The 21,969-nt window shown below is 53.8% G+C and carries 19 protein-coding genes and 1 pseudogene; 7 read left to right on the top strand and 13 right to left on the bottom strand.

All coding sequences use genetic code 11. From position 1 onward, the window contains the following. The 7 genes from ODJ80_RS12925 to ODJ80_RS12955 form a co-directional block, all read right to left on the bottom strand. Window positions 1–306: AAA family ATPase (locus ODJ80_RS12925; protein ID WP_263042400.1), on the bottom strand; the 306-nt coding region annotated here is incomplete at its 3' end. A gap of 325 nt (window positions 307–631) precedes the next feature. Beyond that, on the bottom strand, window positions 632–1,042 hold the full coding sequence (locus tag ODJ80_RS12930; RefSeq protein WP_263042401.1) for a peptide deformylase: 411 nt from the start codon (window positions 1,040–1,042) through the stop codon (window positions 632–634). Next, complete coding sequence (locus tag ODJ80_RS12935; RefSeq protein WP_263042402.1) at window positions 1,039–1,611, bottom strand: SGNH/GDSL hydrolase family protein; 573 nt, start codon at window positions 1,609–1,611, stop codon at window positions 1,039–1,041. Before ODJ80_RS12935 ends, ODJ80_RS12930 begins: the two co-directional genes overlap by 4 nt. Continuing rightward, window positions 1,599–2,501, bottom strand: coding sequence for a hypothetical protein (locus ODJ80_RS12940; RefSeq protein WP_263042403.1), 903 nt, complete (start codon window positions 2,499–2,501; stop codon window positions 1,599–1,601). Before ODJ80_RS12940 ends, ODJ80_RS12935 begins: the two co-directional genes overlap by 13 nt. Next, window positions 2,494–5,529, bottom strand: coding sequence for an RNA dependent RNA polymerase (locus ODJ80_RS12945; protein ID WP_263042404.1), 3,036 nt, complete (start codon window positions 5,527–5,529; stop codon window positions 2,494–2,496). The genes ODJ80_RS12940 and ODJ80_RS12945 overlap by 8 nt, the downstream gene beginning before the upstream one ends. Before the next feature lie 97 nt (window positions 5,530–5,626). Next, window positions 5,627–6,439 (bottom strand): hypothetical protein, encoded by an 813-nt coding sequence (locus ODJ80_RS12950; protein ID WP_263042405.1) that lies wholly within the window; start codon window positions 6,437–6,439, stop codon window positions 5,627–5,629. Between the two features lie 2 nt (window positions 6,440–6,441). Further along, complete coding sequence (locus tag ODJ80_RS12955; protein ID WP_263042406.1) at window positions 6,442–6,984, bottom strand: AbrB/MazE/SpoVT family DNA-binding domain-containing protein; 543 nt, start codon at window positions 6,982–6,984, stop codon at window positions 6,442–6,444. A 735-nt stretch (window positions 6,985–7,719) separates the two neighbouring features. Here ODJ80_RS12955 and ODJ80_RS12960 point away from each other — a divergent pair. The 7 genes and pseudogenes from ODJ80_RS12960 (at window position 7,720) to ODJ80_RS12985 (ending at window position 12,388) form a co-directional block, all read left to right on the top strand. Next, window positions 7,720–8,769 carry an AAA family ATPase gene (locus tag ODJ80_RS12960; protein ID WP_263042407.1) on the top strand — a complete coding sequence of 350 codons (1,050 nt, stop codon included), beginning with the start codon at window positions 7,720–7,722 and terminating at the stop codon, window positions 8,767–8,769. 360 nt (window positions 8,770–9,129) lie between these two features. Beyond that, complete coding sequence (locus tag ODJ80_RS12965) at window positions 9,130–9,459, top strand: MobC family plasmid mobilization relaxosome protein (RefSeq protein WP_263042408.1); 330 nt, start codon at window positions 9,130–9,132, stop codon at window positions 9,457–9,459. 47 nt (window positions 9,460–9,506) lie between these two features. Further along, window positions 9,507–9,851 (top strand): annotated as a pseudogene (locus ODJ80_RS14210) (relaxase/mobilization nuclease domain-containing protein); the annotation flags it as partial. Between the two features lie 343 nt (window positions 9,852–10,194). Further along, window positions 10,195–10,755, top strand: a complete 561-nt coding sequence (locus ODJ80_RS12970; RefSeq protein ID WP_263042409.1) for a hypothetical protein — start codon at window positions 10,195–10,197, stop codon at window positions 10,753–10,755. Next, window positions 10,752–10,922 (top strand): hypothetical protein, encoded by a 171-nt coding sequence (locus tag ODJ80_RS12975; RefSeq protein ID WP_263042410.1) that lies wholly within the window; start codon window positions 10,752–10,754, stop codon window positions 10,920–10,922. Before ODJ80_RS12970 ends, ODJ80_RS12975 begins: the two co-directional genes overlap by 4 nt. A gap of 17 nt (window positions 10,923–10,939) precedes the next feature. Then, the gene (locus ODJ80_RS12980) at window positions 10,940–11,182 is read left to right on the top strand and encodes a helix-turn-helix domain-containing protein (protein WP_178864971.1); all 243 of its coding nucleotides are present in this window, start codon (window positions 10,940–10,942) and stop codon (window positions 11,180–11,182) included. Between the two features lie 81 nt (window positions 11,183–11,263). After that, a complete protein-coding gene (locus ODJ80_RS12985; protein ID WP_263042411.1) occupies window positions 11,264–12,388 on the top strand; it encodes a tyrosine-type recombinase/integrase in 1,125 nt (374 codons plus the stop codon). Window positions 12,389–12,441: 53 nt separating this feature from the next. Here ODJ80_RS12985 and ODJ80_RS12990 read toward each other — a convergent pair whose 3' ends face one another. From ODJ80_RS12990 to ODJ80_RS13015, 6 genes are all read right to left on the bottom strand, one after another. Next, the gene (locus ODJ80_RS12990) at window positions 12,442–14,190 is read right to left on the bottom strand and encodes an ATP-dependent helicase (RefSeq protein ID WP_263042412.1); all 1,749 of its coding nucleotides are present in this window, start codon (window positions 14,188–14,190) and stop codon (window positions 12,442–12,444) included. A 5-nt stretch (window positions 14,191–14,195) separates the two neighbouring features. Continuing rightward, a complete protein-coding gene (locus ODJ80_RS12995) occupies window positions 14,196–16,214 on the bottom strand; it encodes an ATP-dependent nuclease (RefSeq protein ID WP_263042413.1) in 2,019 nt (672 codons plus the stop codon). Between the two features lie 122 nt (window positions 16,215–16,336). Then, window positions 16,337–17,863: a recombinase family protein gene (locus tag ODJ80_RS13000; RefSeq protein ID WP_263042414.1), complete on the bottom strand. Its 1,527-nt coding sequence runs from the start codon at window positions 17,861–17,863 to the stop codon at window positions 16,337–16,339. Then, window positions 17,848–19,506, bottom strand: coding sequence for a recombinase family protein (locus tag ODJ80_RS13005; protein WP_263042415.1), 1,659 nt, complete (start codon window positions 19,504–19,506; stop codon window positions 17,848–17,850). Before ODJ80_RS13005 ends, ODJ80_RS13000 begins: the two co-directional genes overlap by 16 nt. 3 nt (window positions 19,507–19,509) lie before the next feature. Further along, the gene (locus tag ODJ80_RS13010) at window positions 19,510–21,138 is read right to left on the bottom strand and encodes a recombinase family protein (RefSeq protein ID WP_263042416.1); all 1,629 of its coding nucleotides are present in this window, start codon (window positions 21,136–21,138) and stop codon (window positions 19,510–19,512) included. A gap of 122 nt (window positions 21,139–21,260) precedes the next feature. After that, window positions 21,261–21,485, bottom strand: a complete 225-nt coding sequence (locus tag ODJ80_RS13015; protein ID WP_263042417.1) for a DUF6870 family protein — start codon at window positions 21,483–21,485, stop codon at window positions 21,261–21,263. Window positions 21,486–21,969 lie beyond the last annotated feature (484 nt).

Below are 21,969 nucleotides of genomic sequence, written 5' to 3' on the forward strand. Positions count from 1 at the left end.
GTTGAGGGCCTCGGGGCACTCCTGTACCTCATCGAAAATGACGAGGGTCTCCCCAGGCAGAATCTTTTCTCCGGCGATCATGGAAAGCAGTTCTATGATCCGCTGGGGGTTTTTGTTTGTCTCGAAAATGGATTTCAGCTCATCTTCCTCATCAAAGTTGAAGTAGACAAAACTGTCGTAACAGCTTTGCCCAAACTCCTTCATAAGCCAAGTCTTGCCCACCTGACGGGCGCCGCGAATAATCAGCGGCTTCCGTTCCGGGTTATCCTTCCATTTTACAAGCTGCGAAAACGCGTTTCGCTTCATGCGAGTCACCACCTTGCTCTTTGCTCGAAAATAGTATAACACATTTTTCTGAGATCTACAAAGGGTATTGCACACATTTTTCCGGCATTTTATAACTTGAATAAACACATTTTTCTGAAAATGAAGCCGCCCGCTTGTACCAGTCAAGGAAAGTAGACGCGAAATATTATTTATTTAAGTTTCATTATCATAAGTGGACATATATTTGGCGATGTGTTCCGCACCGTTGTCCCGCTGGCCCCGATTGCCGTGGAAAAGGTCGGGCCGCAGGGTGGGGGCCAAGTGGAGACCCAAGTGACGCTTGCAAATCAGATTTTGGCCTTGCCTAAATCACAATCCCCTGGCAGTGGTCGAGCTCGTGCTGGATGATCTGGGCCGTCCAGCCGGTGAAGGTCTTGACCCGCTCTTGAAACTTTTCATTCTGCCACCGCACCTTGATGGACTTCCACCGTTTGGCGGGCCGGGTGCCGGTGAGGGACAGGCAGCCCTCCTCCGTCTCATAGGGGCCGGATTTCTTTACAATCTCCGGGTTGTACATCACCTGGTAAACGCCCTCGTTGTCGAAGACGATGATGCGCTTGTTCGCGCCGATCATGTTGGCGGCCATGCCTACGCACTCTTCCTTGTGGTGGGTCAGGGTGTCCAGCAGATCCTGTCCCACGGAGAGGTCGTCCGGGGTGGCGGGCTGGGCTTTTTGGGACAGAAAAGCCTCGTCTTTGCAGATGTCTCGAATCATGGGGTAAGCTCCTTGTGTGTCAAGAGTGTTTCCGCGATCACCTCTGCCGCCAGCTGGGTGCCTTCCTCATTGGGGTGGACGCCGTCGGCAGCGTAGAGAGGGTGGGTGGGGGAGAGGTCGTAGAACCGCTGGCCCACTTCCGCCAGCAGAGCGCGGTTTTCCTGGGCGGCCTGGCGGTAGGCCGCAGAAAGCTGATGGGCCATGCCCTCGTAGTCCCAGCCTTTGGCGGCCAGCTTGGCGCTGTCCTTCTCGTAGGCCCAGGTGGCGAACAGGACGGGAGTAGCCCCCTTTGCCCGAATCCACTCACAGAGTCGCTTCACGCTGATGAAAAAGCTTTGAGGCGAGGAGATGGGCCCGTGGCTCATCTCCTGGAGAATGACGAAATCCAAGGGTTCCCCCTCTAGAGCGGCCAGGGTCCTGGCGCCCAGTTTTGTCTTGGGGTTGAGCTGCTCCGCCAGCCGCGCCCCGCCCCGGGTGTGGGCCATCACCTCCGCCTCAGTGAGCCGGGCCAGCCGCTGGGGCAAGTTGTTGGCGGCGGTAAAGCTGTTGCCCAACATCAGAATGCGCATGGTTTTTCCCTCGTTTCTTCTGGAAATGTGGCGTCACGGGAGAGACACCCCTCCACCCATTCCTCCCTCACCCGGTACCGGCACACGCCGAAGTGCTGGTTTTGCCGCTCCATAAACGCGGCGGGAATCTTGGTCAGCCATTTCTTGCTGAAGGCGGTGGTGCCGAAGTAGGCGTCGAAGTTGGCCACAGGCAGCACCACCCAAGGGGAGTCCTCCTGCTTGTTCGCCACATAATACTCCAGCAGGGTGAGAAGCACCTCAGGTTTGACAGAAGGGAAGGAATCCGCCAGCCGCTGTTCCAGGCCGGGCGGCAGAGTAAGGATAGGGGAGCGCAGGGGCCCCAGCTCCAAGGCGTCGGCGAGAATGTCGTCAAAGCGCAGCACCCAGCCGCCCTTGGTCTCCGGGGAGAACAGCGGAATCTGGAATCGGGTCACTTTGTCCCGCCAATCCCTGTCCCAGCCATGGGAGAGCGGTTCCAGGTTTTTCAGGGCGGGCTTGCTCACTTTCTCTGGATGGTGTTTGAGAAAATCCCGCACACCGTGGACGTGCCGGACAAACCACCCGTTGCCCTGGTCGTCCACCAGCTCCGGGAATCCATCATGGAGTCCTCGAAAATCCGTCTCGTACTGCCAGGCCTCCTTGGGCTTGGCTTTTTTGCTGTCCGGGATGCTGCACCAGGCCCGGAGGGCGTCCCGGGCGCGGTCCATATCCGGTTTATCGGTCTGCCACAGGTAGCCGCGGGCCACAATCGTCAGGATACGCTGCAGCCCCTCCCCACGAAGCAGGGTGTCAAAGGTGAACCGCCCCAGGTAGGCGCTGTCCTGCTTGTTCGTGGCGTCGTACACCACCGCCCCGGTGTAGGCGGCGAACTCGGCTCTCTCGTCAATCACGGCGCTCCTCCTTTCGAGCGGTGGCCAAAACCGCGTCCAGCAGCACGTCCCACAGGAAGCCCCGCTTTCCCAACGCCGCGGCGCACTGCACCGCCAGCTTGGGCTGGATGTGCCGCTCCAGATACTGGCGGCAGCCCCGGGCCGCCGCCTCCCGGTAGGACTCCTGGACCGTCTTGTTTTCGTAGCTCTCCAGCATTTCCTCCATCTGCTCCGAGTCCCCTGCCCGGTGGAGCTGGCGGCTGGCTTGCAGCCGGTTTTCCCGCTCCACATCCAGCAGCAGGTCCCCCAGAATCCGGTACCCTCCCGCCCGGAAGTCGCAGAGCAGCTCTCCAAAAGCATCTACAATGTCAGCAGGAAGGTGTTCCCGGAGGAAGCTTTCCCGCTCCCCAGGGGGCAGGAACTGCCATACCTGCTCCCGGATTTCCTCCAGCAGGGCCGTCACCTGTTCCGGTTCCAGGGCGGAGAAGGCGGCGTACAGCTCCTCCGCAGTCACCAGCTCCTCCTGGCCCCGGGCATACAGGATGCGCTCCACATCCGTGCGATGGGGCTGTTCCCGGACAGGAGCCATGCTGACCCGGATGCGGCCCAGACACCGCTGGTATTCCAGGATCATTTCCTCCACCAGCTTGAGGGAGGCCTGGGGCAGCTTCTCTTTCCACTGGGGGTCTTGGGCAAAGCTGAACAGCACCTCGTCTGGCTGGGAGGGCTCCCGCAGCTTGGGAGTGTGCTCTTCCAGCTGCCAGGCCAGATAGGGCAGTCGCTCCAGGTTGGCGTCTACCTGCTCCCAATCGGTGGAGCGGAGGAAGTCCCTGGCCTGTTTGGCGGAGGACCAGGCCCCTTTTCTTTTTTCTGCCTTGCCCTCCATCTGATACTTGTAGGTGAGAAACAGGTTCTTTTGTTTGCGAGGCTTGCCCAGGTAAGGAGACAGGTCGGGCTTCACGCCGCTTTTGGCGGAGTCGATTTCCAAGCCGGTGAGAATGGTCAGCGTCTCCACCTCTTCCCGGGCCTGCTGGCGCTCCTCTGCCTGTGAGTTCTCGTTGTAGGCGATGACGCTCCGGGCCAGGGCGGCGTTGGAGATCTGCCCCACACGGGAGGAGAAAGTGTCCCGCACCGTCTGGAACCGGGCGCGCCAGTCTTTGGCGTCCTGGACACGGGCCTGGATGGAGGGGATTTTCAGGAAAGGCAGGTTGCCCAAGTTGTCCAGATTTTGGTACTGGTAGTTTTTCTGCACACACCGGTTGACAATGGGGTCGGCGATGGTCTTCACCATGTCCCCGTCGAAGTCCGCTCCCCCCAGCCGCTCGGCGGCGTACATGGTGGAGCTGACCATCACCACATCCGTGAGGTGGCCCAGGTAGTGCTTGCGCATCTGCTCCACAGGCCGGTAGGGGTCGAGGAGAATTTCCTCATTTCGGGCGATGTGGGGATTGCGGAGAATGGTGCAGGCGGACTTGCCCTTATACCCGGGACGGGGCGCGTAGAAAGCGTGGTCTTGAAACTCTATGGATTGTGCGACGGACAGAAAGGTCCACTGGGACTTGGTGCGCTTTTTAGGAGTCACATCCAGCAGCATCACCAGAAACCGCAGCAAGTCCCCGGAGAGGAACCGGACGTCCCCGGCCACCTGCAGCCTGCCCAGGGCGTAGTCTTTCAGTAGCCGCTGGGCCATGGCTTCCAGCTGCTCCTGGTACACCGACTCTCCGATGAAAGCAGGGTTCTTTTCCAGCAGCTTACCCAGAAGGTAGGCCCGGCTTTTGCGGTCGGCGCCCCACCAGCCTGCCTGCCGGGTGAACACCTGGCGGCGGTAAGCTGCGTCCGCCCGCAGCTTGTAGTATTCTGTCTCCGTGGCCTTGGTCAACCACTGGCGGGCGTCCTCTTTCGGGCTGTGTTCCCAGCCGTCCGGCAGGTCTCGGGGCCGGAACTCCTCCCCGGTCATGGACAGGGTGGTGAGAAACTGGTAGTTCAGCTGGGTGAACCCCTGGGGCCGCTCTTTGCTGGTGTTGGTCACATACAGGGCGTGGCGGTACTTGCGGAAAGCTGTCCAGTAATCCTCCCAGGACTTGCCGTTTTCCGTTAGCCACCCATAGCCTTTGAACATACTCTTGGTGAGGATGACGTCCACCTTCGCCACCGGGTGATTCGCGCCCCACAGGTCGGTGAGGTGGGTGGTGCCTGCGGAGCGGAAGAAGTCGTGAAAATCCACCTGGTGGAGCATCCCCTTCACAAAGGGCAGGCGAATCTGGAAAGAGGTGTGGCGGCCGCCCAGCGTTTTGTTGAGCCGGGCGGCGTACTCTTTGGAGATGAGGCCTTCCCCGTCAAACTCGGTGACGGAAAAGTCCTCCACCCGCTCCACACGTTGGTAGCGCCGCACGCTGTCCGTGCCGCCCACATCCTCCACGGTGATGACCCTGGCGCTGCGCTGCAGGACATGATTGTCCACCACAATGACCCGGTGGGGCCTGTCGATCTCCATGCCCTCCACCCGGGCGCCAGAGGAAAGCATGAGCCCGTTGTAGGCGTAGAGCTTGGAGAGCTGGCACCGGCCCAGCTCTAAGTCCAGCATGATGCGCCTGCGCACTGTCTCCCACAAATCCGCCCGAAGGAAGGAGAGCCTGCCCTGGCGGCTCATGGAGTTGGAACGCTCGAAAGCAACGTACTGCCGGGGGCCGTCCCCCAAGTCCAGGGTGACGCCCTCCGGCCGGAACATCGCCTCCGCCAGGGCTTGGAGCCGTGCCACCCGAGGCGAGGCAGGGCTCCGGTCGAAGATACCGGAGAAGTCCACATAGTACAGGACGGCGGACAAGTCCTCCACGACACCAGACTCTTCCGTGGGGGTGAACCCGTCCCCGTGGAGAGCGCACTGGATCTGGAAGAACAGGGCGTTCTCCTCCTGCTCCTGACGGCCTGGTACTACGCACCGCCGGGTGGCGTCTCGGTTGAGAGCGATGGTAACAGCCCCGTCCTCCTCCTTGGCGTAGCTCAGGATGGACTGGGCGGAGAGCAAATAAATCCGATAGCGGCGGGGCATGGGCCGGCCTCCTTTCCAGTTTCTGTTTCTAGCATAGCAAAAACCCGCCCCCTGCGCAATGGGAAAGGGGCGGATTGCCATTCTTTTTCTGCTTTGACTAGGAGAGAAGTTTCCTCTGCTGCACCTTCAGGCACCACTCCACCCTGTCCTGGAGAAGCCCTCTGTCTCGTTGGGCATAGTAGGGGAGAGCCTCCACTAGGGCGGCGGCGATGTGGGTTTCCGTGAAATCCCATCGCAATTGGGAGCCAAATTCCCCTTGGGCGGCGTGGACCTGCCGGGCAAAGAGAGTACCTAGGGGCTGGGCCCGCAGCTGCCCCACAAGCGCTTTGGGGACGATGTCCAGAGGAAAGTCCCGGGTGTTGGAGAGCAGCCCGGCCCCAAAGTCAAAGAAGGGGCAGTAGGCAAAACCGCCGCCCCGCCGGAGGACGGCAATGTTGTTCAGATGCCTGTCTTCGTTGCCAAAGAGCATATCCGCCTCGAACAGAGCGGTGAGGTATTCTCCAAACCGGTCAAGGCCTGTGAGCCGCCGGGTGGTGTCCGCCATCCACCGCACCCGGCTGGCAAGGTTGGGCAGGCGGGAGACTTGGGCTTGCCAGTCCGGTCCTACCCCTTTGCGGAACAGCTCCGCCAGGGTGAGGATGGCCTCCCCTTCCTGGAGAAAGTCCGGGCTGGAGCAGCCGGTTCGCTTGCGCCGGTGAACTTCCAGCTGCTCCATGCGGTAGGGAACGAAAGAAAAGCCCAGCTCCCCCAGGTTGGTGTGCTCCAGCAGCCGGGAGGCTACCGTCTCCGCCAGGCCTTCGTAGCCGAACAGATCCAGCTTGTACCAGCGGCCGCCATCCCGCCACTTTTCCTGGTTGCCTTTGGAGGAGGTCTCTGCAATACGTTTTCCTGTGGTCAGTTTCATGGTCATGCTCATCCCTCCACAATATCCAGCCAGCAATTGTCCTCTGCCATGCGCCCCTGGGTCTTGCGGACGATGGCCAGGGGATCGTAGTGATCCAGCCCCAGCTCTCTCAGGTAGTACGGCAGCCCGTCCCGCTGGCGGGGAACGCACCGCTCCTCCAAGAAATTCTCCAAGTCCTCCCAGGTGGGGGACGTGTTCACCCCAAAGGCAGTGGACAGGGAGTCGTCCACCAGGTTTTCCACTGCCAGGCAGTGGGTCACCTTGTCCGCGCAGATTTTGGTGCACAGGGTGTCTCCGTCATAGTAGTGGAGGCGGAGTAGGTCGTGGCCCAGGCGCCGTGCTTCTCTCAGAAACGCCTCGTAGCCGGAGGGCCCAGGCCGTCGGAGGATGACGCACTCCCCGTCAAATTGCAGCAGCACTTCCCGGTCGTTCTCGGTGATACCCAGGCTCTTCATCCAGGCAGAGGGCAGCGCCACCCGGTAGCCCTTGGATTGCGTCCCGGCGTTGCCCCCTGCCCTGTTGATGAGAATTTTCGCCTTGCGCTCTTCCATGACCATCACCTCTGCTAATAGTATATACATTGGACACCAATAAAGCAAGAAGTTTTCATCGGCGGGAACGAAAGTGCCGCCTGGAAAGCAGGCGGCGCCAGGCATTTTCAGCTTTCTCATTCGCAATGGTTGCGGCAAAGTGCAGGATGCTCCTCCCAACCCCTTTTCAGTTTTCTTCCCCCCCAGCTTTATCTGTTGGTTCTGCATTTATAAACACTACTCCCACCTTTTGCAAAAGAAGTGGGAGTTTTGTATTCCCATCCCATTCGGGATTGAGGAGAAGAAAGGGCCGCCCCGCTGCAAAAATGCGCCGGTGTATAACGGGAGAGTCAGCCCTCGCCGGGAGAAAAATCTTCCGCGCTTTCCAGATTGTCCCGCCATCGCTCCGGGCGGTTTGGGAAAGCCCTTAGGGTTCGGATTTTCATGCAATCTGGAATATAAAACAGTGCTCCCACCTTTTTCCTCGGTGGCAACTATTGTGTTTCCCATTCCCTGCGGGATTGGGGGAAAAGATGGGGCCACCCCTCTGCAAAAATGCATTGGTGCATAACGGGAGAGTCGGCCCTTGCCGGGGGAAAAATCTCCTGCATCTTCCGGGTTGTCCCGCCATCGCTCCGGGCGGTTTGGGAAAGCCCTTGGGTTTTGAATTTCCATGAAATCCGGAATGTAAAACACTGCTCCCACCTTTTCTCTCTCCGGCGGGGGCGGGAATGAAAAAATAAAGGAGATGATTCTATGGAAGAGAGAAACCTGCAAGCCATTGACGGTGCCACCTTGATGGGCCTTCACCTGGAGCCCACCCGCTTCTGCGTGGACACGCTGCTGCCCCAGGGGGTGTGCTTTCTGGGCGGGGCGTCCAAGATTGGCAAGTCCTGGATGGTGCTGGACTGGTGCGTCCGCATTGCCAAGGGAGAGCCGGTGTGGGGGCTGCCCACCCAGAAGGGAACCACCCTGTACCTGTGTCTGGAGGACACCCTCCGCCGGGTGCAGGATCGGCTGAACCGCATCACCGAGGAGGTGCCGGGGAACGCCTACTTCTCCGCCCAGGCGGAGACCATGGCCGGCGGCCTGCTGGAGGAGATCCGCCGCTTTGTGGGGCAGCACCCGGACACCGTGCTGGTGGTGGTGGACACCTTCGCCGTGGTGCGTGCCCTTGGCGGGGACCAGACCTACGGCAGCGACTATCAGGAGGTGCGCCAGCTGAAAGCTTTGGCGGATGAGCTGAAGATCACTTTGCTGATGGTGCACCACGTCCGCAAGCTGGGGGACAGCGATCCTCTCAACCGGCTCTCCGGCACCACGGGCATTGTGGGGGCAGCGGACACCGTCTTGATCCTGGAACGCAGCCGCCGCAGCGCGGACTGCGCCACCTTCTACGCCACTGGCCGGGACACGGAGTACCGGGAGATGGAGCTGCGCTTCCACCGGGAGACCTGTTCTTGGGAACTGCTCTCCGACACCTTGGAGCAGCCGGAAAAGCGATTGCCTCAGGAGATGCAGTCCCTGGTGGGCTTTATGAAAAAGGTGAAAACCTACAAGGGGGGCAACGGCGACTTTGCCCAAGCTTTCAACCAGTACGCCGGGACGCAGCTCACCGCCAAGGTGCTGAAACAGCTGATGAAACAGTGGCGGTTCTGCCTGGAGGACCAGGGAGTGCGCTTTGTGAACCGCCGCAGCAACGGCCGCCGGTTGGTGGAGGTGTTCTACACCCCTCCCGGTGACGAGGGTGACGGCGGTGACGCAGAATCCCCTGGGACCGGGAAAAGCCCGGCTGCGCCCCTGTGAGGCCTCTGTCCGCCCCTGGAGCGCCCGGTGGAGTCCCACCCCGCCCAAGCCAAGAAAAGGCCTCTGTGGGGCCGCTGGGGCCGGTTTTGGGGGAGACAACAGGCCTGGGGAAGCTACCACAAACCGGTGGGGAGGAAACCGCCGCCCCTGCCGTTCCTTGCGGCCCTGGCGGAAGGGGAGGGGGACGCAAAACTCACTTCATCTGGGAAAACGTGATTCCAGAATAAAAGCCCTTTTCCCGGACGTTAGTCCGGGGCAAGCAGAGCGCCTGGCTGTCCTGCCTGGCACTGTTTTTTGGGGGCCTCGCCCCCCTGCCCCCATCGTTACAAACAAGGTGCAAAAAGAGAAAGGAGACGACACATGGCAAAACCAAGAAAACGAAATCAGACTTTGACCGTCCGCCTGACCCAGGCGGAGAAAGAGCGCATCCAGACCCAGGCCAAGAAAGCCCGGCGCAGCGTCACCGACTACCTGGTGGCCCTGTCCTGGGAGACACCCATCTACCTGGGGCCGGACACCCGTCCCCTGCTGGTGGAGCTGAAACGCATGGGCAGCAACGTGAACCAAATCGCCCAGAAGGTAAACGCCGGGGCTTTTACCTCCTACAACTTCCAGGAGATGGTGGACCAGCTGGGCGCGTTGCACGAAGAGCTGTGCCGCCTTACCAGGAGCAGCCCATGGCAACGGTGATGTATATCCCGGAGAAGAAGCAGTCCCTGGGGGCCATGAAAGGGGTGATGGGCTACGTCTGCCAGGAGAAAAAGACCAGGGACCCGGTCACCGGCCAGCGGTTTGTCACCGGCGTCCACTGCCTGGGGGACAATGCCTGCCGGGAATTTCTGGCCACCAAGCGCACCTATGGCAAGACGAAGGGCATGAACTTCTACCAGTACGTGCAATCCTTCTCTCCAAAAGAGGCGGTGACATTGGAGAAGGCCCACGCCATCGCTTTGGAGTTTGCACAAAAAGCTTGGCCGGGCTTCGAGGTGTTGGTGGCCACTCACCGGGACGCCGGGCACCTGCATTCCCACTTTGTGGTGAACTCCGTCAGCTGGGAGACGGGCTTGAAGCTGCGGCAATCCCCCAAGACCTTGCAGACCCTCCGGGCCCTGAGCGATGAGATCTGCGCCGCCCAGGGGCTCTCGGTATTGCCCCGGTATGAGAAGCCGGGGGCCAAGCTCTCCTCCCGGGAGTACCGGGCTGCTCAGAAGGGGGAGAGCTGGAAGTTCCGGCTGATGGGGGCCATTACCCAGGCCATGGAGCGCAGCGGCACCCGCCGGGACTTCCTCCGCGCCATGGAGCGCCGGGGTTACCAGGTGGCCTGGGAGGACAACCGGAAGTACATCACCTACACCACTCCCGGCGGACAAAAGTGCCGGGACATCCGACTACATCAAGACAAATTCAGAAAGGAGAACATGGAGTATGAATTCACCATCCGAGAAGAACACCTCCGACAGCTTGCTGCAAGCCTTGTTGGAGAAGAACACCCAAGACCTGGCGGAGATCCAGCTGAAACCCTACACCCCCACGGTGTACGCCATACCGGACACCATCTGGACGGCTATGATAAATCTGTTGCAGAACGCCGCCACCTTCCAGCCCACCCTGTACCAGAAGCTGCAGCCTCTGGCCACCTGGGAGGAGGTGCAGGAGCTGGCAGCCCAGCTGGAGGAAACCCAGGAACAGACCGTGCAGAAGGCCTTGTCGCTGGTGGCCCAGAACAACCGGCAGACCCTGTCCCAAATCCAGGAGGAACTGGAGAAGGAGCAGGCCAGCCGGGAGACGTTCCAACAACAGGTTGGGAAGGAGCAAGAGCGGTTTACTTCCAAGCTGTCCGAAGAGTTCTCCGCCTGGAAGAACGAGCTGGAGGATTTTCAGCAGCAGACGGAGCGCCGGTGGCGGCAGCTTCGCCGGAGGTTTACCCTGGGGCTGCTGCTCTCCTGGGCCTTGGCCTGCGGGGCATTGTGGATGCTGCTGCGGTGATTGAGAATGAGGAGGAGGACGAAGAACAGCGCCGGGAGCGCATCCTGGCGGAGGAAAACGGCCAGGACTTGGGCGCCGCCCTGGGAGTTGCCCTGGGGCTGGCTTCCACGTTGCTGGAGGACGAGGACCCTCTTCTCCAGGAGGAGGGCCCTGCTTTTACTATGTAAGCATACAGGAGGAAGCGTTGACCAAACGAGAAATTACAAAATCCCTGAAGGAGTATCCGGCGGCCCTCACTGTGAAGGAGCTTTCGGAGATCCTGCGGGTGAGCACCAAAACCGTGTATAAACTGCTCAAGGAAGGAGCCCTCCCCGCCTGCAAGGTGGGAAGAGAGAACCGGGTGGCCAAGGTGGAGCTGGTAAACTTCCTGCGGGAGCGTGACAAAAGGGGCACGAACCCCAAATGTGTCCAAACTGATAACTCTTGAGAAAAGGGGTGGACTTCCGGCGGGTTTTGGAGTATGGTTCCGGTTGCCGGAAACACAAAACACAGAAAGGAGCGAGGCAGCATGGCAGCGAAACCTCACTTTGCCGCCAGCGTGCAAAGCAAGAAAGGGCGGCTCTACGCCGTGATGCAAGTGAAAAAGGACGGAACCACCAAGCCGGTGTGGCGGGCTTTGGGCCTGCCCGAGGGGGCCAACAAGACCAAGGTGAACAAGGCCTTCCGGGAGGTGGTGGCCCAGTATGAGCAGGAGTTCTGGGAGGAACAGGAGCGGGGAGGCCGTCCCCCGGCAGATATCCCCGTGTACGACTACCTGGTGTCCTACCTGAAACAGGTGGAGCCGGAGCTGCAAAAGAACACCATCGTCAGCTACCGGAGCATGACCAACGGGAAGATCCGCCGGTACTTTCAGCGCCGGCCCCAGCTCACCGTGGGGAATCTAAAACCCCAGGACATTCAGGACTTTTACCAAAGCCTCTTCGCGGACGGAGTGGTGGCCAACACGGTGATCCACTACCACGCCCTGCTGCGGCGGGCCTTCCAGCAGGCCTTTAAGGAGGAGAGAATCGACGCCAACCCCTTCGACCGGGTGGGACGTCCCAAAAAGAACAAGTTCCACGGGGAGAATTACACCCAGGAGGAGCTGCTCACCTTGCTGCACCTGGCCCGGGGAGATGTGATCTACCCGGCCATTCTCCTGGCGGGGGCCATGGGTCTGCGCCGCAGCGAGGCCTTGGGCGTGCGGTGGTCGCGCATCGACTGGGAGAAGCGCACGGTGCTGCTGGACACCAAAATCGTGGAGTACCGGGAAAACGGGAAAAAGAAGGTGGAGCCGGTGGAGGAGATGAAGAACAAATCCAGCCGCCGCACCCTGCCTCTCCCCGACCCGGTGGTGGAGATGCTCCAGGTGCAGAAAGAGCACCGGGAGGTGTACCGGAAGATGTTCCAAGGCAGCTACAACGCCCAGTACCTGGACTATGTGTGCGTCAACCAACTGGGAGAGCTGCTTCGCCCCAGCTATGTCACCGATCACTTCCGGGAGCTGCTGGAGAAGTACGGCCTGCGGCACATCCGCTTCCACGACCTGCGTCACCCGTATGTCAAGCACACGACAAAAAATATAATTCTGAAAAGCAGAAAACCCAAACTATCAGAGAATCGACCTGATAATCTGGGTTTTCTGCTTTTATAATTGACGTAGAGCAGATCATAAATGGCTAGATACCTTAAATTCGCTATTTTTATTTAAAGTTCTTGATAATCCCACAAGGCTGTAGAAAATCTAGATAGTGTAGTTTTTGTTTTGGGAACCGAAACCACCAAAAGTTTTCGAGGACGCGTCATTGCAACATATGCTATGCGAATAAGCTCTGTGTTCAGATTTCCACTATTAAGCACCGTAGGAGTTAATGTATTTGCGCCTCTTGTACTATCAACAATTAGCAAAGTTGCGTCAAAAGTCTCGCCTTTTACACCGTGTACAGAAGAAAGTGTATAATTGGTTTCTGCTCGTTTTTCAAAGTACTCCATTAACCTATGCTCTTTAAAATCTGGTTGTTTTTTATCCCAAGACTTTATCTTGATTATATCTGGGGCGCATTTACCATCATATGGTTTTATTGTGCCGGAATCTATATGGTGGGAAATGCTCACAATCATTTGGTCCTTCCAATCCACTAGAGTAAGAGTGGGATGTGGTAATACTTTTAGTAGATTGATAATTTTATTTTTCCAAAGAGTTGGTGTAAATCTTTCTTCAGATATAGCAGTAATTTCATTACGAGATAGCCCAATGGGGTTACCAATTTCAATTTCATAGAGTACTTTTTCGCAAATCCGATATGCCTCTTTTCGATCTGAGCAATGCCATAAGTATGAGGCTTTGGCTAGCAATTCCGTTTCGGGCGTTTTCCACGCATCAGAAATAATGTCAGAATGGATTTTCCCTCGCGTTAAGATCGCAACATTTTGTGGAGAAATGGTAATGTTGTTTTTAGAGCATAATTTTAAAAACGTCTCTATAATATCGCCTTTGCTTTTTCCTTTAGAAACTTGTAGAAGCACTGGTTTACTAGCAAAAGCTGCATTTTCTCCTTTGGCAAGAGCTGGTGATTTTCCAGGTTCACAAAGGATACTCGAAAACGGTTGAACTGCATTGCAAATTAATTGTGAGCTTCGGAAATTATATGTTAAATACATACAATGCCAATGTGCATCGCTCATTTTCTTGAGAAAGTATTCAGGAGTAGCATCCCGCCATTCATACAATGATTGATCTGGATCTCCTACCAGTATCATTGTCTGAACGCCAGCCTGTGCAAGACACTCTAATATCTCCATTTGTTCACAGGATGTATCTTGTGCTTCGTCAACAATAATGACCGGAAATCGATAGGCAATCTCTTTGGCAATTTGCGGATATTTCCTCATTAACAGCAAAGAAAGTGCTGGAGCCTCGCGTTGGAACACCATCCCACGTTTTATCAAACTTTTTTTGTAGAGGACGCAAGGTTTGGGAGAAACATCACAATCAATGGTTTTTCCTTCTTTTAAGAGCTTTGTCGTTGACCAGTGAAACCATTCTGGGTGTTGTGTACACATTTGTTTATGACAAACTGCATATTTCGATTGAAATGTAAGTTTGCTGAAATTTTCATGCACGATTATTGGACGCGTACGATTCTCTTTTTGCATTAGATAGCCAAACCTAAGAAGAATAAAATTGTTTATGAAGCTATCCAGCGTACCAACAAAATGGGGATACCCGATGTCACTATACGCATAAGTTGTATCTGATACTTGATTTCGTATTTCGTCACTAGCTACATTTGTAAACGAAAGTGCTGCAACTCCCCGGTGTGGAAAGCGCCAATCTTCTAAGTATTTAATTATTTTTTTTGCAACGATAAAAGTTTTGCCACTTCCAGGGACTGCACATAGCACAATGCGCCCCTCGGCGGCCAAAAAATCTTGTTGCTCCACGGTTAGTCCCATAGGCGTTATGCTTCCTCCGTTACAGAATATACTGCTTTTTTAATGTAATCTGGAACAATAAACGGTTTAGTGATGGCGCAAATATCAGAGCTTTCAGGACGTGGCCAGAGCATAGTGGTTAATTCTCTTTTTAACCGGCGAGCAAGGTTTTGTGCTATTTCGCCTTTATATTTAGAGCGATCTCGAATATACAACCACAGGCAAGCGGCCTTTTCTTCATCAGTATGAAGCTTCGCGAGAACAGAGGCTAGTCTCTTACCAGCTACAGGCTGAGCCTGAATAATTGCCTCAAGAAGATAAGGAATATTTTCCGGATAAGCAGCAAGTTCGTACTCGAAAGTCTTTCGGGCTCCCAAAATATTTACGTGCGCTTTTTGACATAAGGCATCAATACTTTGAAAACGTTCAGAGGGTGTAGTTGCTTTGAGTTTCAAAACAATGGAATCAATATCGTCTGTATCATAATCAATGTCTTTTACAATATAGGTTTCTTTATCTTCTTTGTTAGTACACCTATCATCATCGGTGATAATGGTTGCCTTAATAGTTACTTGCTGAGTATCATTTGCATAACATAACAGATTTGCAAAGGGTTTAAAAGAAACACCATCTACATTGATAACCTCGACTGCGTATTTATCTAGGGGACGATTTAAATATTCTGCAAAGATCGGGAGTAATAGCGCCTCGCTAATTCCCTCTACAAACAAAATTCCTTTTGCAAAAAGCATTTGAGATTTTGTAACATCAAGATATCGTTCAAGATTATCTCTATCATCTTCATCAATATTACTTTGTGACAGAGAAAGACAATTTACTCGATGTTTTTGCTCATAAAGAAGTACAAGTTTATCTATCCCAATACGCGAAACCAATGTGGGAGAATGCGATGTATATATTACCTGAAAACTTTCACGGTTTGAGTTTTTATCAAAAAAGCCATGTACTAATTCCTGTAATTGTGGGTGCAGATGGGCTTCTGGTTCTTCAACCAATAAAAGGTTGAATAGTGCAGTGTCTGCGCTTGTTTTCATGTCTCCTAAAACAGTGGACATAAACAAGATATTATTATAGCCTAAGCCGTTTTGAAAAAGCTCAAAAGAATTTAATGATAATGTATCTAATAGCATTACAACAGCAGCTGGGAGATTCTTTTTCAGTTGTCTTAGTGCCAAGATGTCAAGATATACTCCCGTCTCGTCTTCTGAGGTGTTTTTCGCCCACTCTTCTTCAGAATATGAATCCTTGAGCAGCTGAAATTCCGAATGATCCTTTCGCAAGTACACCCAACGGGGCTTGATCCATGCTCTTAAGGCTCCTGCAATGGCCTCAAAGCGCGGCTCTACTAAGCCAAGTTCTATACTTTGTTTTAAAACATCCTGTTCAATCGTTGAAAGGTTATCGTTGACAATGTGCCCCACTCGAATTAAAGAATCCTTTTTTAAAATTTCACTGTTTGCCATGCGCAAAACATTTATGATTTCTTCCTTCGCTTCGTCTGTATTTGTGGCAGTGCTAAATAGCGAGGCCAACTTACTTGACCGTGAGGGACGCATCTCCGTTTCGGCATCTCTTAATGCGCCAAGAAACACTAACTGAATTGCTTCAAAAATATCAGCAGAAACGGGATTCCCTTCAACAGGTCCTCCCCAAATATTATAGCGAATTTTTTCCTTTCCCTCAGGAGTTTTTATTGTATAATACCGAATATGAAATTCTCCCTTGGATGGATTCTCAGGGTCCCAAATCTCAAAAAAATCCGGTGATATTTCATCAAAATAAACACTAATAAAAGCTTCATCACAACGAACGCCATCATTACGGACATGAAAGTCCGATAAATTGAAATAAATGTCTTTTTTATATGGTACTGTAGAAAATGCGATTCGCATTGCATCAATTATCGCTGTTTTTCCACAATTATTTTCGCTAATAATAGCATTAACACCCTTTTTAAAAAAAGCTGTTATGCCTATTTCATCGAATATTCTAAAATTTCTAATTGTTATCTTAGATATGTACATTGCTTCACCCCCCTTTACATATTGTACCACTTATTACTTATCTATAAAAGCGCCGAAAAACAGAAAACCCAAGCTACCAAGATGGATTTGATAGCCTGGGTTTTCCGTTTTTGTATCTTCAATTATTCAAAGAGGTCATGGACTTTGTAAATAATCTCAATGCGGTTGTCGGGGAATACATACACCTTTTCAATCAGCAGATCGGTCAACTCCGAGGTCAGCACATCCGCTTCCGCAATTGAGTGAACAATCTCTTGTCGGCTGCTTTGGCGGGCCTGTTCTTCTCGCTTCAGTTTTGCCTGGGCGGTGACAGCAGCATAGGCATTTTTGACTTTCAGTATTTCTGCGTCATAAACTGCTTTCTCCGATTTATAAGTGTCCAGCTCGATCTGCCCCAGGAGATACCGTTCAAAGAGAGCTTGCTTCTGGTCCTTCAGAGTTTCCAGCTGCTTCTCATATTCAGAACATTTGGCAGCGGTGGCCTCCAGGTGAATGGTGCCGTCTTTATGTACGGGCAGCAGGATTTCCAGCTGCTTTTTCAAAGTGAGGAGGACGGCTTCTTCCAGACCGGCAGCATCTGCCCGGACATCGCGGCAGCGGCTGTTCACATCGGCGGTAGAATGGCGGCACATATAAAACGGTCTCTTTTGGGCGATGCGGGAGAGTGCATGATCGCAGCAGCCGCAATAGACTTTGCCTTTCAGCGGGTACTCCCTGGTTTTCCTGTTCGGCAAGAAAAACCTGCGCTGCACAGCCTGCACCTTTTCAAATAGTTCTTTGTCAACGATTGCCGGATGATGGTCGGGAATAATGAACCACTTGTCCCGGCCTTTCCTGCGGCTTCGTGTGCCGCCCACTTCAATAACAGCACGACGTCCGATGACATAGGAGCCGATATAGCGTTCATCCTCCAGGATACGGAGAACCGTAGAACTGCTCCAGCGTCCACGGGAGCGTGAGACATCGTGGTACTGCTGCCCATGAGCTGCTTTGTATTCGCCGGGGGTCGGGATACCTCGCTTAAACAGTTCCCTGGTAACGGCTGCTGCTCCAATTCCGGTTGCGGCAAGTTGGAAAATGAGCTGTACCACAGCAGCGGTTTCCGGGTTCGGTTCCATTCTGCCATCGGCGCTTTTGCGATACCCGTAAGGGCAAACTTTGCTCTGGTATTCGCCACGCTGCATTTTGGCGTACTTGGCGCTTTTGGTCTTGATGGACATATCGCGGCTGTAATACTCGCTGATCAGATACTTGAAAGCCACATCCATACCGCCAGTATCGCCCTTGTGCTGATCGCTGTCAAAATCATCGTTGATAGAAATGAACCGGGTGTGAAACAGCGGAAACACACGCTCAATGAAATAGCCAGTCTCAATGCTGTTTCGTCCAAATCGGGAAAAGTCTTTTACGATGATGCAGTCGATTTTATTGGCCCGTACCATCTCAATCAGCTCCTGGACTTTGGGGCGTTCGAAGTTTGTCCCGCTATACCCGTTGTCGATAAATTCAAGGACTTCTGCATTAGCGGACTCCGGCATGGAAGAAACAAATTCGTTCAGCGCAAGGTGCTGGTTTTCAATGCTCATACTGTCGTATTTATAATCCTCCAAGGAAAGGCGGATATAAAGGGCAATCACATATTTCTGCACTGGCTCAGCACCTCCTCACAATGTTCAAATTCGCTCTGGAAGCGGAAACGAACCGTAATCCGCTTTTCTTTTGAGACCTCTACACGGTCAATCAGGCGGTCAATCAGGGCTGCCGTCAGCTGGCGATCTTCCTTGATATGCTGTGCATCCTGGGACAGCATTTTGTACTGTTCCAGCTGCTTGGCGATGATTGCAAGCCCTGCTTTCAGCTGCTCAATTTCCTCGCTGATCGCCTCGATTTTGGCTTCGTATTTCTCTTTGAAGGTAAAATACTCGTCTTTTGACAGATGGTTCTGGATCAGGCCCTCATACAATCCGCGCTGATAGGTTCGCAGCTGCTGGATTTCCTGTTTCCGGCTGGCGATTTTAGCCTGTATGTTTTTCTGTTCCTCGGCTTCTTTGGTGAGGTTTTCCAGACCAAGAGAGTATTGCCCCAGTGTGGTATCAAGCTGTTCCTGTATCATATCGGCCAGGGCATCCAGTAGCTCTTTTTCAAAGATAAACGCACCAGGACAAACGCCCTTTTTGATACGGTTGTTGCTGATACAGTGGTAGACATATAACTCCTGTGACTTTCTGCGGACGCATTTTTGTCGGTGAAGGCTGCGTCCGCAGTGGGCGCAGAAGATTTTGCCTCTCAAAAGATTAGGAGACCAGGAATGTATCTCCCTGTCTTTTGCCTGCTGTGCAGCCTGGTCCAATGCTTTCTGAACAGCGGCAAACAGCTCCCGGCTGATAATGGCTTCATGGGTGCCGCGTACCGTTGTCCATTCATCGGCGCTGGCTCTGACCTGCTTGTGGTCGATGATTTTAGATACCCCTTGCACCAGATCTCCGGTATAAACCTCTGCGCGGAGAATTTTGGTAACGGTGCGGGTTTGCCAATGCCCATTGCCCACCAAATTCTCATGGGTGATCTCTCCCAAGGTCCTCTTGTAGTGGCTGGGAGAGAGATACCCGGCCTCGTTCAAGCGTACTGCGATAGTGTTTAATCCTGCGCCCTCGGCGGCCCATTGAAACATGGTTTTGACTACCTCGGCAGCCACCGGGTCAACGATCAGCTGGTGGCAGTCATCAGGAGCCTTCAAATATCCATAGGGTGTACGCGCACCAACATACTTGCCGTCTTTCATGGCCTGCCGCTGCTGGGCTTTGATTTTTCTGGCAATATCCATCGCATAGGCTTCGTTAATCATGTTCCGCAGCGGAATGATAATACCATCGTGGGCATTGTCCGGGGAAGAAGAATCGTAGCGGTCATTCACAGCAATAAAGCGGACTTTCTGCATGGGAAAGTAACGCTCGATATAATAGCCGGTGTCTATGACATTTCGCCCCAGCCGGGACAAATCTTTTACAATGACACAGTTGATAAGACCCGCTTCAATATCGGAGAGCATCTGCTGGAAGCCGGGACGGTGGAAGTTCGTACCTGTTGCGCCATTGTCAATGTAGGTCTGTACCACAATAATCTCCGGGTTCTGCTCCAGATACCGGGCGATAATCAGCTGCTGGGTTTCAATAGAGGCGGTGTGAGTATGCTTATCCTCAACGGAAAGCCGCACATAAACTCCGGCGCGGCAAGAGGTATCTATCTCCGGCGCAGGAAGCACCACAGTTTCTTTTCTGCTTTTTCTTGCCACAAATCATCCCACCTTTCTTTGGCCTGTTTGCTCTGCCAGTTGAATCAGCTGGATTGCTTTCTGGTATTCATCCTGGTATGTAAAGGTAATCTCCAATTCCTTTTTCCCAATCACCTTGATGCTCTGTATCATGTGAACCACAGCTTTGCGGTCCAGGGTCTCCATCGTAGAAAACTGTGTGAAGTGGGAAATCCAGCGGTTCCGTTCACTCCGGTTCTCCAGAACATCAGCCAGCTTTTCCTTTAAGACCCGAATGCTCTCTTTTGCATTTTCCGCAATCCTCGTGTATCTGGCCTTATAGTCGGTATATTCCTCTTTGCTGATGGTGCCAGTAATCAGGCTTTCGTAGAGACGGGCCTTAAATTCAAGCGCCTGTTCCACCTGCTGCTCATTGGCGGCGATGTGGGAGGCGTATTCATTGGCAAGCGCCTGATTGATACTGCTCTGGTCGATGCCGTCCAGGATAGCTTGCAGGCAGCTCACATTGTCGATGTAGCCTTTTAGACTGTCCTTGACGCACTCTACAAGATCGCTTTCCTTGAGCATTACCGGGTTGGCGCAGCCATGCTTTTTCCCGGTGGGGCAATAATAATAGTGGTACTCTTTGCCCTTGACCCGGTTCGTTTTCCGCGTCATGCGGCTCCCACAGCACCCGCAGATCAAGACGCCGGAAAACAGATACACTGTATCCTGCTTGGGAGAAGTCCGGGTATCCAGTCTGCGGATACGCTGGACCAGCTCAAAATCCTGCTTGGCAATCAGCGGCTCATGGGCGTCAGGAACGCGAATCCATTCAGAGGATGGCCGCTGCTCCATTTGCTTGATTTTGTAGTGTGGCGTGCCTTGCTTCCCCTGTACCAATGTGCCGATGTAGGTTTCATCCTGCAAAATGCGGATGATCGTTGTAGCAGACCACTTGCAATCCTCTTTGTCGGCATAACCGTGTTTGGCATAGGGAAAGCCATTGTTTTTCTTATAGGCCAGGGGGGAGAGGATGCCCATTTCGTTCAGAACGGTGGCGATTCGCAGGGCGCTTGTCCCATCCAGGCGCATACGGAAGATGTCCCGGACAACACGGGAAGCATACGGGTCAGGCACAAGCAGGTTTTTGTTTTCCTCGGACTTCATATAGCCGTAAACGGGAAAGGCTCCAACAAAATCTCCGTTACGACGCTTTATATCCAAAGAGGTACGGGTCTTGATGGAAATATCCCGGCAGTAGGCTTCGTTCATAATGTTTTTGACGGATACGGTCAGATCGTCACCGCTGCCTTCATGGGCGGTGTCGATGTTATCCGTGATGGCAATAAAGCGGACCCCATAAGTGGGGAACACCCGGCGCAGATAGCGTCCGGTTTCGATGTACTCTCGTCCCAGGCGGGAGAGGTCCTTTACAATGACGCAGTTGATCTTGCCATCGGTAATGTCCTGCATCATTTCCTTAAACGCCGGACGGTCAAAAATGATACCGCTGTAACCATCGTCGATTTTTTCGGATACGATTTGGATGTCCGGGTTTCGTTCAATGAAGTTCTCAATCAGCTTCCGCTGGTTGGTAACGCTGTCGCTCTCGCTGGAGCGATCATCTGTGTAAGACAGACGAATGTAAGCTGTAGCTTGATATTTTGGCATGAAAAAGCACTCCTTTCCTCCCGGAAGCTCCTGCAAGAAAAGAGTGGATTTTGAGGTTTTCAGTTTTCATCCTTTTCCATGCACATCGTAACACTCTTTTGGAAAAAGAGCGAGGATGTCGATTACCTTAAAATCCCTTGCAGGCATTCCTCCAATGTGACCCCGTTGCTGGCAAATGCGGCGTTTACTACAAAATCGCCGCAGCGAAAGCGATAGGGGTTTTTGATCTGGTGCAGAAAGGCCGCGATCCGTTCCTCTTTGGGGAGGTCTTTGTCTACCGTGACTTCACGGATGTCAACCAATTCATCGTTTATCGTTTGTGGACAGCATTGCGTCAACTGGCTCATAAGGGTTCTCCTTTCTTTGAAGTCGGTTTCAAAATCACATGAATGAGCTGGCAACCGGAGCTGCCAGCTCATGGTATCTGACTTTGAAAAGAAAGGACTGCACCCAAATGATGCTTTGTTGTTGCTAACAGCCAATGGACGCAGCCTTTCAGATTATATCCGTTGCTTTCGTCACATTTGCCACGCGCCCCTGACGATAGGGACATTCCTGGTCTCCGCTGGCGCGGATGTCATAACTCCGCAGCGTCGTTTTACTCGTGCGCCGCAGGGTTCCCCCCAAGTCTTTAGGAGGCCGTGAGGAAGTATCTTTAAGCCCCCATGCAGTCACAGCGACCCGAAGTGCCACCTCCGGGTTTCAGGCTTGCGTTGATCGCTCAGGACAGCCTGCTTATCACCTCCTTGGCTTGTCCTTCTTGGCGGCGCGCCTGATCCGCTCGTACATGGGTTATGTACCAGAAATGCCGTCTATTCAGTTGTCAATGTT

Origin of the sequence: Acutalibacter sp. LFL-21, from assembly GCF_025630755.1 — a bacterium.
GTDB lineage: Bacteria > Bacillota > Clostridia > Oscillospirales > Acutalibacteraceae > Acutalibacter > Acutalibacter stercoravium.